Source organism: Streptomyces bohaiensis, assembly GCF_012033785.1.
GTDB classification, from domain to species: Bacteria; Actinomycetota; Actinomycetes; order Streptomycetales; family Streptomycetaceae; genus Streptomyces; species Streptomyces bohaiensis.
On the sequence record NZ_JAAVJC010000147.1, the window covers coordinates 1 to 11,962 of the forward strand.

An 11,962-nucleotide genomic window follows, 5' to 3' on the forward strand; every position below is an offset into this window, starting at 1 on the left:
GTGCCGGGGGTGCGGAGGGGGGAGGGGGAGGCGCGGGCGGCTCCGGCGGGGGAGCCGGGGGCTCCGGCGGTGCGGGCGGCTCCGCCGGGGCGCAGGGGCCGATCCGGCCGACGACGCCCTGCGCCGTCACCGCCCCGCTGACGCAACCACGGGGCCCCTCGATCCTGCCGTCGACCCCTCCGGGCGCGATCCCGGCGGAGACCCGACCACCGGGGCCGCCGATCTCCACCCGGCCGCCGTCGCGCGGGAGGGGGAACGTGCCGGCCGCGCCGTCGGAGGGGATCGGGGCCCACCGGTCGCTGTCGCGCTGACGGGCCGCCGGCGGCTCAGCTGTCGCGGGCCCTGGTGCGACGGGGGCGCTCGGGCCCTGCGGACTCGGGGGAGCGGGCGCGGTGAGGCCGGCGGCGGGCGCCGGGGGCGTCGTGAGGAACAGGACGAGCACGACCGCCGGTACCACGCCGCGAGCTGCGGGTCCGGCGCGCCACACGGGCGGCGGGCTGGGTTTCACACCGTGCAGGATGTGGGGTCGTGACGCTGCGCGTGACCACTACCGACAGGTCTGCCCCGGATGGGGTGAACCGGAGGTGAGTAGGGAGGCTGCGCGCGCCCGGGCGCGCACTGCCCGGAGCGTGAGAGGTGAGCGGGGGCCGGAGTCGGCCCCGCCGGCCCGGCCCGACCCTGCCGTCCCGCTGCGGAGTTGCGGACGCACGACGGGCCCGGGGGAGACCCGGGCCCGTCGTACGTCCGTCGGCGCTCACCGCGCTGCGTCGGTGCCGCCGTCGTCCTTGCGTCTTCTGAAGAGGCCGCGCAGCTTCCCGCCGCGGCGCTTGCGCTTCTCGCGCTTCTCGCGCTTCTCCTGCTTCGGGGAGGTGCTGTGGATCCAGCCCGCGGGGGGCTCGTCCGACCGCCAGGGCTGCGGTGCCGGCGCCTCGTTCTTCCAGCGCTCCGTGAGCATCCGGGTCCGCGCGGTGGGCTCGTTCACCTCTGCCCCGCGGACGAAGTTCTCGTCCAGCACCAGGTCGTCCCAGTCGTCGCGCTGCGGCTCGTCACGGTCGTGCGGCTCGGTCCCCATGGCCTGCCTCCCTCGGCCTCGTGCGGCGCCCGGAGCAGGGCTCCGCGGCTGCCGCGTGCTCCTGCTGCGGCGGTGGTGACCGGCAGCGCGGTCCGCGGCCCGGCCGCCCTCACCCACTGCAACGGTAGCCGACACAGGGCGCGGACGGGGCTGCCGCGCGACCCCCGGTCGCCTCGCACGCCCCAGGGCTCGCCGGTGCGCCGGTCACCCCGGGCACGGGCCGGCGTCAGGCGGGCGCGGCCACCAGCGGCAGGTCCGCCCAGACCACGTGGCACCGGCCGGCGTCGGTGGGCCGCACTCCCCATCCCAGCGAGAGCGCCACCACCAGCAGCAGGCCGCGACCGCCCTCGTCCTCGTCGGTCGCCACGGCCGGACCGCGCCGGGGCCCGGCGCCCTCCCCGATGACGGCCACCCGCAGCAGCGTGCCGCTGACGCGCAGCTCGCAGCCGACGGAGCGGCTCGCCGTGTGGCGCAGCGCGTTGGTGACGAGCTCCGAGACGATGAGCTGCGCGGTGTCGCTGGTCTCCTGCGGCGTGCGCCATTCGCAGAGCTGGCTCCGGGTCCGTTTTCGCGCGTCGGAGACGGCGGTGTCGACCGCCGGGAGGAGGAAGCGGGTCCGGGCGCTCCACGGCGTGAGGGTGTCGGAGCGCTCCAGGGGCTGAGCGTGGAAGGAGGAAGCCACGGTCCTACTGTGGTTGTTCGGCCCACGTACGGCAAGAGGCAGTCTGTCATTTGCAGAATGGCCGGTTCGGTCTGTCGCATCGCACGACCGCGTGGCAAGCTCTCTCCGCATGACGGCAGTTGCGGACCGACGGTAGTGCCGGGCAGTCGGCCCGGCGGTGCACCGACGGCACTCAGGGTGGTCCTCGGGCGGCGGCTGGCGGACCTGCGGGAGCAGGCGGGCACCACGTTCGAGGAGGCGGCCGAGCACCTGGACGTCACCCACGCGACCGTCCGCCGCATGGAGAAGGCGCAGGTGGGGCTCAAGGTCCCGTACGTGGAGAAGCTGCTGCGCCTCTACGGAGTGAGTGACGCGGACGAGATCGAGGGATTCCTCCGGCTCGCCCGGGAGGCCAACCGCCCCGGGTGGTGGCACCACTACCGCGACGTCCTGCCCGGCTGGTTCAGCGCCTTCGTCAGTCTGGAGGCCGAGGCGGAGCAGATCCGCGCCTACGAGCCGCACTACGTCCCCGGGCTGCTCCAGACCGCCGACTACGCCCGAGCCGTCCTTCGCGCCGGGATGCCGCGGGCCGCCGCGGCCGAGGTCGACCGACTGGTCGAACTGCGTCTGGCCCGCCAGCAGTTGCTGGATCGGCAGGACCCGCCGCTGTTCTGGGGCGTTGTTGACGAGACGGTGCTGCGCCGCGCCGTCGCCGAACCCCGGGTGATGCGCGAGCAGTTCGACCACCTCATGGCGGCCTCGGGGCGACCGCGCGTCCGCCTGCAGGTGATGCCGTTCGGTGCGGGGCTTCACCCCGCCATGTACGGTCCCTTCCACCTCTTCCGGTTCCCGGTGCCCGAGCTGTCCGACGTCGCCTGTGCCGAGAGCCTGGTCGGCGCCGCCTACTACGACCAGCGCGACGACGTGTCGGTCTTCCGGGAGGCGTTGGACCGCATGTGCGCGCAGGCCGCGCCGGTGCACCGAACCGAGTCGCTGCTCGGCGAACTTCGCAAGGAGATCTGAACCATGGATCGCATATACAACGGGATGCCCGCCGCGCTGCTCGGCACGGAGGGATGGCACAAGCCCTGGAGCGGCGGGAACGGCGGCAGTTGCGTGGAGGCGATGCGGCTGCGCGACGGACGCGTGGCGCTGCGCCAGTCGACCGACCCGGAGGGCCCGGCACTCATCTACACCCCGCACGAGATGGAGCGCTTCATCGCCGGGGTGAAGGCGGGGGACGCCGACTTCCTGCTGGTCTGATCCACCAGGGGGCGCCCCGCGGTCGTCGGTTCGCCCCCTGGCACCACCCCGCCGACGAGAGAGAGCCGACATGACCGAACAGGGCCCCACCGCCGGGAGCATCGACACCAGCCGCCCCCACCCGGCCCGGATGTACGACTACTACCTGGGCGGTCAGGACAACTACGAGGTGGACCGGGCGGCGGCCGAGCAGGTGATGGCCGCGACCCCGGACGTGCGGCGCAGCGCGCGCGCCAACCGCGACTTCCTGCAGCGCGTCGTCGCGGACGTCGTCCGCTCGGGCACCCGCCAGATCCTCGACATCGGCACCGGCATCCCCACCTCGCCCAACACGCACGAGGCCGCGCAGGCGGTCGACCCAGCGGCGCGTGTGGTGTACGTCGACAACGACCCCATCGTCTCCGTCTACGCCGGCGCCAAGCTCACCTCCACCCCGGGCACCGGGTTCGTCCTCGCGGACCTGCGCGACCCGGCGGCCGTCACGGGCAGCGACACGCTGGGCGGACTGATCGACTTCGACGAGCCGGTCGCGGTGCTGCTGGTGTCGGTGCTGCATTTCGTCGCCGACGCCGAGGACCCCAAGGGGCTGTTGCGGTCGGTGACCGAGCGGTTGGTGCCCGGCAGCCGCTTGGTGATCTCGCACGCCACCGCCGACTTCCACCCCCGCGAGGTGGGGGAGCGGGGCGCCGAGATCTACGCGCGGGCCACGGCCGGGCTGCGCCTGCGCACCCGGGAGGAGGTTGTCGACCTCTTCGAGGGGTTCGAACTGGAGGAGCCCGGTGTGGTCCAGGTGTCCCACTGGCGGCCGGAGCGGGAGCCGAACGAGGACGACGGTCGGGTGGCGGTCTACGGCGGGCTCGCCGTCAAGCGGTGACGGCGAGCGCCGCTGCCCGGGGGTGGCGGCGCGGGTGACGGGGTCCGGGGAGTCGTCGCCCGCGTCGCGGGAGCGTGTCGGGAACCGGGTGCGTCTCGAACGGGCCCGCCGACAATGCGTCACCTGTCTGGTTCTGTGTCGTTCCTGAGGGTGTGTTGGCCGAGAAAGTTTGGCATGGACACTTCTCAGATGCGTTACCAGCTGGTAACACAGCAGGTAACCCCCACACAGCCTGTTCAGGAGGCTTGATGAAGCTCCGTCGTCTTCTCGCCGGTGCCGCCACCGCGGTTCTGGCTCTCGGCGTGTCCGTCATCCCCGCAACCGCGTCCGCCCAGGAGGCTCAGGCGGCGGAGGTCTACGTCGCCCTCGGTGACTCCTACTCCTCCGGCGTCGGCGCCGGTTCCTACGACTCCGGCAGCGGCGACTGCCGCCGCAGCAACAACGCGTACCCGAAGCGCTGGGCCGACGCCAACGGACCGTCGGCCTTCCACTTCACCGCCTGCTCCGGGGCGCGCACCGGCGACGTGATCTCGGGACAGCTCGGCCCGCTGAACTCCTCGACGACCCTCGTCAGCATCAGCATCGGCGGCAACGACGCCGGGTTCGCCGACGCCATGCAGACGTGCGTGCTCCAGTCCACCGCCTCCTGCGTCAACCGGATGGGTCAGGCAAACAACTACATCAACAACAACCTGCCGGCCCAACTCGACGCCGTGTACAGCGAGATCACCGCGCGAGCCCCGCAGGCCCGGGTCGTCGTCCTCGGCTACCCGCGCATGTACCAGCTCAACGGCTCCTGCATGGTCGGGCTGAGTGAGCAGGCGCGGACGGCGATCAACGCGACCGCCGACACCCTCAGCGACGTGACGGCCAAGCGCGCCGCCGACCACGGGTTCAGCTACGGCGACGTCCGCGGCGCGTTCAGCGGTCACGAGATCTGCTCGTCCAGCCCCTGGCTCCACAGCGTCACCTTCCCCATCGGCAACTCCTACCACCCCACTGCCGCCGGACACGGCAGCGGTTACCTGCCGGTCTTCGCCGGTCTCGCCTGACCGGGGAGCACCGACCCCACGCCGCGGTCGGCCCCGGACGCGGCCCCGGCTGCGCCCCCGACGGGGCGTCCGACGCCATCTCCGCAGCGGCGGGCCGTGCCACCGCCAGCGCGGCGGCCGGGCCGGACTCACCCCCGCCGACCGGCCACCAATCTCCGGCGCGCCGCGCGTACGGCCACCAGCGACCGTCCGGGCCGTACCGGATCTGGGCGTCCTCCCCGTCCGCCGTCCACACCCCACCGCTCCGGTGCCACGTCGGCCGGCCGCCCGCCTCCTCCCACGCCTCCGGTGCGTCCACCGGGTCCGTCCGCGGCCCGGGCCAGGCATCCGCCGCGGACGCCGCCTCGAGCACCGCCAGTGCGACCGCGCCGCCGCACGACCAGGCCGCCGCGGCCACCGCGAGCTCCGCGGCCGTCCTGCCGCACCCCGCGGCCAGCCGGTCGCCCACCCCGGCGTCCGGTCGCACCGCCGAGGCCATCGCCGCGGCGTCCTGCCAGAGCGGGTCCACCACCGCGGCTGTGTCCCCCGGCCCCTCCGGCCCCCGCCCGGCCAGGGGGCGACGCGGGTCGCCCCCGCCCGCCTCGCCGAGGGCGCGCTCCAGCAAGTGCCGGGCGCGGCGTGCGGTGACCGCCGCCAGGTAGTTCAACCCCGCCGCGTCGACGCCGCCGAGCGAGGTCTCCGGCGGCAGCGTGGGGCCGGACCCGCCCCGTGCCGGGCGTGGCGGCAGCGGCGGCAGCGGCACCCGCGGTGCCGCGTACGCCGCCCGCGCCTCCACGCCGACCGGGTCGGCCTCCCGGTCCGGCGCGTCCCGCCGCTCCACCGGGCGCAGTCCCGCCGCCACCGCATGCTCGTCCCGCCCGCGCAGCAACAGCAGCAGGAACGGGTCCACGTCCAGCAGCCTGCCCATCTGGTAGCCGAGCGCCGCGGTGTGCTCGCAGTGGTCCCAGGCACCGCAGCCGCACTCCGGCTCCAGGTCGCCGATGCCCGGCAGCAGGTCCACGCCGGCCGACTCCCCGTCGGCCACCAGGCCCGGCGGCATCTCCCCGTCCAGCAGCGCTGCCATGCGACCCGCCTCCGCGGCGACCGCGTTCAGCAGCTGCCGCCACTGGGCCTCCTCGAAGGTGCGCAGCAGCAGATCGGCCCGGTGGGCCGCCCCGTCCTGCCCGGAGACGACCGCGGTCACGCGGCCGGGGCGGACCAGCACCGCGCCCACCGCTCCGCGGCGTGCCGACCGGCGCCCGGCGGCGAGCTGCGCCGAATCCAGCGCGCTGTCCTCCAGCGCCGCCACCCACCGCCGCCCCCACCAGGACGCGGTGAACGCGCGTCCGGCCGGCGCGGGCAGCGGCGCCAACACGCGCTCCGGCGCCGCCTCCCCCTCGCCTGTGCCGACCGGTCGCTCCTCCTCCGTGCTCACGCGTCCTCCCTCCGCAGCAGCACCAGTTCCGCGAGTTCCGCGTCGTCCAGCTCGGTCAGCGCCGCCGACCCGCCCGCCAGCACCGCGTCCGCCAACCGGCGTTTGCGCCGCAGCAGCGCAGCGATGCGGTCCTCCACCGTGCCCTCCGCGATCAGCCGGTGGACCTGCACCGGCCGGTCCTGACCGATGCGGTACGCGCGGTCCGTCGCCTGCTCCTCGACGGCGGGGTTCCACCACCGGTCGTAGTGCACGACGTGCTCCGCGCGCGTCAGGTTGAGCCCGGTCCCCGCGGCCTTCAGCGACAGCAGGAACACCGGTGCCCCGCCGTCCTGGAACGTCCGGACCATCTCCTCCCGGCGGCGCACCGGCGTGCCGCCGTGCAGCAGCAGGGTCGGCGTGCCCCGATCCGCCAGGTGGCGTTCCAGCAGCCGCGCCATCGCGACGTACTGGGTGAACACCAGGGCCGCGCCGCCCTCGGCGCGGATCGTGTCCAGCAACTCGTCGAGCAGCTCCAGTTTCCCGGAGCGGCCGGACAGGACGGGGTCCTGCTCCTTCAGGTACTGCGCCGGGTGGTTGCAGATCTGCTTCAGCGCCGTCAGCAGCTTCACCACCAGTCCGCGGCGTGCGGTGCCGTCCGCCCCGGCGATCGCGTCCAGTCCCTCACGGACCACCGCCTCGTACAGCGCCAGCTGCTCCGGCCCCAGCGCCACCACCCGGTCGGTCTCCGTCTTCGGGGGGAGTTCCGTGGCGATGCCCGGGTCCGCCTTGCGCCGACGTAGCAGGAACGGCCCCACCAGCGACGCCAGCCGTCGCGCGGCCTCGGGGTCCTCCCCGCTCTCCGCCGCCTCCGCCCACCGGGACCGGAACGTCGCCAGCGGGCCGAGGAGTCCCGGGGTCGCCCAGTCCAGCAACGCCCACAGCTCGGTCAGGTTGTTCTCCACGGGGGTTCCCGTCAACGCCACCCGGGCGGCGCCGGGCACCGAGCGCAGCGCCCGGGCGGTGGCGGCGCGGGGGTTCTTCACGTGCTGCGCCTCGTCGGCCGCCACCAGGCCCCACCGCACCCCCGCCAGCCGCTCGGCGTCGCGTCGCAGCGTCCCGTAGGTGGTGAGGACGAAGCCGTCCTCCGGCAGGTCGGCCAGGTCGCGTGCGGAGCCGTGATGCCGGCGCACGGCGGTGCCCGGCGCGAACCGCCCGATCTCGCGTTCCCAGTTGGCGAGCAGCGAGGTCGGGCAGACCACGAGCGTCGGGCCCGGGGCGTCCGGCAGCGAGGCGCGGTGCAGGTGGAGCGCGATGAGGGTGAGCGTCTTGCCCAGCCCCATGTCGTCCGCGAGGACGCACCCCAGCCCCAGGGAGGTCATACGGTGCAGCCACGCGACGCCCTCCTGCTGGTAGCCCCGCAGCGTGGCGTCCAGCCCCGGTGGGTGCGGCAGCGGCGTCGCCGGGGCGCGATCCCGGTCCGTCAGCCGCTCCCGGAGGGCGGCGAGCCAGCCGGTGGCCCGCACCTCCGCCGCCTCGGCGCCCTCGCCGGTGCTGCCGGTCAGGACCGCACGGAGCGCGGCGAGGGGCCCGATCTCCGCGTCGCGGCGCTCCAGGGCGCGCCGCACCTCGTCGGGGTCGACCAGGACCCATCGCTCCCGCAGCCGGACGGCGGGGCGCCCCGCCTCGGCCAGCCGGTGCAGCTCCTCACGGCTGAGTTGCTCCCCGTCGAGAGTGAAGCGCCAGTCGAACCGCAGCAGCGCGTCGGGGGAGAGCAGCGACGGCGGTGCGCCGGCCTCCCGCCGTCCGGGACCCACCTCGGCGTGCGCGGTCAGACCGCGCACCATGCTGCGCGGCCAGTGGACGACGACGCCCGCGGCGGCCAGCGCCGTGGTCGCGGGCGCACCGAGCAGCTGTGCGGTCTCCTCCTCGGACAACTCCAGGGTGTCCGGCACCGGTGCCCGCAGCAGCTGGTCGAGCGGTGGCCAGGCGGCGGCCGCCCGTCGGAGCGTCAGCAGCGCCTGCCGCCCGGCCGCCGCGCCGAACCCGGCCGGCGGGGAGCGGTCCCACAGCCGTGCCGCGTCCGTCACCCGTCCCGCGTCGCCCAGGCTGTGGGCCTGGAGCACGGCGACCAGGCGGCGGGCGGGGTCCTCCGGTGGCCCGAGCGCCTCGACGCGGAGCGACAGCCCGACGCCGGCGTCATGACCGGCGGCCACGGTGTCGGACCACTCGCGGTGCCCGGAGAGCCGCTGCGGAGCACGCGCCGCGAACGCGGGGCCGCCCGCCGCCGCCGCGGCGGCCGGGGAGCGGGGCAGCCCGTCGGCGACGGCGGTGAGGAACTCCCGCAGCAGCTCGGCGGGGGCGGGCAGCCGGGGGGCGCTGTCCGTCGCGGGCAGCAGGACGGCGTGGGCGTGCGGCGGCATCGCCCGGGCCAGTTCGTCGAGCCGGTCCACGTCCTCGGCGTCCAGTGGCCCGAGCCGCCAGGCGTCCAGGTCGCCGGCGGTGATCCCCGGCAGCAGTCTGCCCCGGGCCGCGAGCTGCAGCGCCAGCAGGACGGCGTGTCCCCAGTAGGCTGCCGCTCCCTCACCGGAGGCCCGCGCCCGGGTGAGCACCGGCACGGCATCGCCGACCGGCAGCCGCAGCGCGCGGACCCGCCGTACGACGACTTCGCCGTCCTCGCCACCGTCGGCCGGCAGCACGACGGAGAGATCGGTGAAGCCCCGGTCGGGGGCGTCGGCGAGCGGCGGGGAACCGTCGGGCCGCCAGAAGGCCATCTCGGAGAGCCGCGGCGGGTCGGCGGGGAGCGGGACCGCCGCACACTCCACCAGAGCGGCGAGCTGCGCGGACGTCAGCCGCGTGCGTGCGGTCCCGGCGGGTGGCGAAGGGGAGGGGGACACGGCGGCTGGGGGTTCCTCACGGGAGGGCGGGGGCGGACGGTGGCCGACCGTACCGCACCGCCGCCGCGGCGGCGCGCCACTGACGTGGGAGGGTGGGGGAGAGAGGTGGTAGGCAACCGGCGCACGGGGAAGGACGTCCTCACCAGTGTGCGGGGGTCGCCCGCCGGGAGAGGAGAGCGAAATGTCCAATGGTGCGAAGATCGCGGTCGGTGGCGTGGCCGTGGGGCTGGTCCTGTGGTGGCTGACCAACTTCTGGATCGCCGCAGTGGTGATGTTCGGCGTTCCGGCTGTCGCCTATCTGACGCTCGACCCCTCCCAGCGGCGGCGGCTGCGGCGGGTCTCCCGCAAGGAACTGCGCTGACGGTTGGCCGATCCGCGCCCCCTCCGGCCCCACGGGCCGGGCGGGGCGCGTTGTCGTCCGCGCCCCGCCCGCGCTCCGGCGTGCGACACGCGCGGTCGTCTTCGCGCAACATCGTGCGCTGGGCGATCGGCCGCGATCATTGGTAACCGCCTCCGCGCCAGTTTCCGGCCAGCCGCAAACAGCTGCAGAAACGGTCACTCCGGTCCGGCTAGCGTCCGGGAACGACGCGCCCACCAGGCACGCCGCCCCACGCGCCGGATGCCCACTCCGGCGAGCGCGCCACCGGAGCACGGGAGCCACGCCACCCCATGACCGACACACCGCCCCCGCTACGCACCCCGCGCCGCAGCCTGCGTCGCCATCTCATCGCCCTGCTGGTCCCGCCGCTTGCCGCCCTGACCCTGCTCAGCGCGCACCTGGTGCACGCGACGGTCGAGCACCTCGCCGCGGACCGTGCCGCCGTGCACGCCGACCACGCGCCCACCGCCCCGATCGCCCGGCTGGACGCCCTGCTGCCGGCGGGGGACCGGACCGACCCCCTCCCCGCCGTGGCTCGCGTCCGGCTCGCCGAGGCGGCGGCCCTCACGTGGGTTGCGGGCGGTGACCGCACGACGGAGACCGCCGGTGAGCGGTTCGCCCTCGCCCCGGCCGCGCCCGCCGGCTCCGCGCCGGAGCCCCACGCCGAGGAGGACCCGGGCCACCGGGGCCTCACGGCGGGCCATGACCGCGCCGGGAAGCTCGCCCACGGCGCCGATGCCCCCGAAGCCGGACCCTGGCCGGGCGGGGCGACGGCGCTGCTGCTCGCACTGCTGCTCGTCGCGACGGCCGTCGCGCTGTCGTTGCGCGCCGCCGCCCGGCTGCGCGGGGAACTGGGCGAGATCAGGGAGGAGGCGCTCGACATCGCCCGCCGTCGACTGCCCAGCGCTGCTCGTCGGGCCCGTGCGGGCGGCACCGTGGACGCGTCGGCGCAGGCGCCCGCTGGGCACCATCGGGCCGACGACCCGCTCGAGGGGGTGCGGGCAGCGCTGGGCACCGTCCACCGGGCCGCGCTGCGGGGGATCGGGGACACCGCGACCGCCCGGGCCGCCGGCTCCGACGACCTCGGGCCCGCGCTGGCTCGACTCGCGCAGCGGGGGAGGCACCTCGCCGAGCTCCAGCTCTCCCAGCTGGACGAGATGGAGCACCGCACCACCGAGCCGGCCGCGCTCGGCGAGTTGTTCCGCCTCGACCACCTGGCCACCCGGGCGCGTCGGCAGGCCGCCCTCCTCGCCACGCTCGCCGACAGCGGCGCCCCCGCGGACGACGGCCCCCACGGCGGTGCGGTGGACGTCGAGGAGGTGGCCCGGGCGGCACAGTGCGAGGTCGAGGACTACCGGCGGATCGAGGTGCGCCCCTCGCCCCGCGCCGCCCTGCCGGGCCGTGCGGCGGGCGACCTGACGCGGGTGCTCGCCGAGCTCATGGAGAACGCGACCCGCTACTCTCCCACCCACACCTGGGTGCGCGTCACCGGTCACCACCACCCCCTGGGCTACGCCTACCGGATCGAGGACCGCGGCCCGGGACTGGACGCGGCCGCGCGGACCGAGGCCCGGGAGCGACTGGCGCGCGCCGCGGTGGCGGCGCCGGGGGAGGACCGTCGGCTGGGACTGTTCGTGGCGGGTAGGCTCGCCGCCCGGCACGGTGTGCGCATCGACCTCCTGCCGAGTGACAACGCCGGCCTCACCGTCGAGGTCGTCGTACCGACCGCCCTGCTCACGGTGTCCGAACCCCGCCGAAACGGGGTCGGCGATGACGCCTCACTGTCCGCGTAGGCACGGATTGGCCCCGAATCGTGCGCGGTTCAGCCAGTGCGTGTCCGAGAGGTTGCTCTCGGCAGCGGTGTGGGGAAGGCTGTGGGCGGGGGTAGCCCGAAGAATCTGGGGAGCTGAGCCATGGCACTGAGCACCACACTCGACTGGCTGCTGGACGATCTGACGCAACGTCTTCCGGGTGTGCGTCACGTCCTGCTGCTGTCCAGCGACGGCCTGGTCACCTCCACGAGCAGAAAACTGCCGCGGGGAGACGCCGAGCGGCTCGCCGCCGTGGCGTCCGGCCTCCACAGTCTGGCCCGCAACGTCGGCGACCAGTTCGCCAGCGGGAGCGTCCGCCAGACCATGATCGAGTTCGACGACGGCGTCCTGCTGGTCGCGGCTGCCGGTGACGGCAGCGCCCTGGCGGTGCTCACCGGCGGCGAGACCGACACCGCCCAACTCGGCTACGAGACCGAGTTGCTCGTGGCCAAGGTCGGGGAGCACATGGGTGTCGCCGTGCGGGACGGCGCCTGAGCCGCGCTCACCGCGGCGGCGCCCCCGGCCCGTCCCGCGCGGCCGTGCCGGTCGGCACGGCCGCCGCC

11 protein-coding genes are annotated in these 11,962 nt (G+C 75.4%); 7 read left to right on the forward strand and 4 right to left on the reverse strand.

Annotated elements, in window-relative coordinates:
• Positions 1 to 754: 754 nt before the first annotated feature.
• Both HCN52_RS25500 and HCN52_RS15955 read right to left on the reverse strand, forming a co-directional pair.
• Positions 755 to 1,072: an SGM_3592 family protein gene (locus tag HCN52_RS25500; protein ID WP_245175192.1), complete on the reverse strand. Its 318-nt coding sequence runs from the start codon at positions 1,070 to 1,072 to the stop codon at positions 755 to 757.
• A gap of 226 nt (positions 1,073 to 1,298) precedes the next feature.
• On the reverse strand, positions 1,299 to 1,754 hold the full coding sequence (locus HCN52_RS15955; RefSeq protein ID WP_312876725.1) for an ATP-binding protein: 456 nt from the start codon (positions 1,752 to 1,754) through the stop codon (positions 1,299 to 1,301).
• Positions 1,755 to 1,889: 135 nt separating this feature from the next.
• Here HCN52_RS15955 and HCN52_RS15960 point away from each other — a divergent pair, with 135 nt between their 5' ends.
• From HCN52_RS15960 to HCN52_RS15975, 4 genes are all read left to right on the forward strand, one after another.
• Positions 1,890 to 2,756: a Sco1979 family transcriptional regulator gene (locus tag HCN52_RS15960; RefSeq protein ID WP_168089116.1), complete on the forward strand. Its 867-nt coding sequence runs from the start codon at positions 1,890 to 1,892 to the stop codon at positions 2,754 to 2,756.
• A 3-nt stretch (positions 2,757 to 2,759) separates the two neighbouring features.
• Positions 2,760 to 2,996: a DUF397 domain-containing protein gene (locus tag HCN52_RS15965; RefSeq protein WP_168089117.1), complete on the forward strand. Its 237-nt coding sequence runs from the start codon at positions 2,760 to 2,762 to the stop codon at positions 2,994 to 2,996.
• Between the two features lie 70 nt (positions 2,997 to 3,066).
• Positions 3,067 to 3,870, forward strand: coding sequence for an SAM-dependent methyltransferase (locus HCN52_RS15970; protein WP_168089118.1), 804 nt, complete (start codon positions 3,067 to 3,069; stop codon positions 3,868 to 3,870).
• Positions 3,871 to 4,118: 248 nt separating this feature from the next.
• Positions 4,119 to 4,922, forward strand: a complete 804-nt coding sequence (locus HCN52_RS15975) for an SGNH/GDSL hydrolase family protein (protein ID WP_168089119.1) — start codon at positions 4,119 to 4,121, stop codon at positions 4,920 to 4,922.
• Here the strand turns inward: HCN52_RS15975 and HCN52_RS15980 are convergent.
• Both HCN52_RS15980 and HCN52_RS15985 read right to left on the reverse strand, forming a co-directional pair.
• Entirely contained in the window at positions 4,837 to 6,336 is a 1,500-nt protein-coding gene (locus tag HCN52_RS15980; protein ID WP_209314609.1) for an SWF or SNF family helicase, read from the reverse strand. The genes HCN52_RS15975 and HCN52_RS15980 overlap by 86 nt on opposite strands.
• A complete protein-coding gene (locus HCN52_RS15985; RefSeq protein WP_512700787.1) occupies positions 6,333 to 9,209 on the reverse strand; it encodes an SCO1167/SCO6262 family helicase in 2,877 nt (958 codons plus the stop codon). The genes HCN52_RS15980 and HCN52_RS15985 overlap by 4 nt, the downstream gene beginning before the upstream one ends.
• A gap of 181 nt (positions 9,210 to 9,390) precedes the next feature.
• Between HCN52_RS15985 and HCN52_RS15990 the strand changes: the two genes are divergently transcribed.
• From HCN52_RS15990 to HCN52_RS16000, 3 genes are all read left to right on the forward strand, one after another.
• On the forward strand, positions 9,391 to 9,570 hold the full coding sequence (locus HCN52_RS15990) for a tail-anchor membrane protein (protein ID WP_168089120.1): 180 nt from the start codon (positions 9,391 to 9,393) through the stop codon (positions 9,568 to 9,570).
• 308 nt (positions 9,571 to 9,878) lie between these two features.
• Positions 9,879 to 11,381, forward strand: a complete 1,503-nt coding sequence (locus tag HCN52_RS15995; RefSeq protein WP_168089121.1) for an ATP-binding protein — start codon at positions 9,879 to 9,881, stop codon at positions 11,379 to 11,381.
• Positions 11,382 to 11,501: 120 nt separating this feature from the next.
• On the forward strand, positions 11,502 to 11,894 hold the full coding sequence (locus HCN52_RS16000; protein ID WP_168089122.1) for a roadblock/LC7 domain-containing protein: 393 nt from the start codon (positions 11,502 to 11,504) through the stop codon (positions 11,892 to 11,894).
• Positions 11,895 to 11,962: the final 68 nt, after the last annotated feature.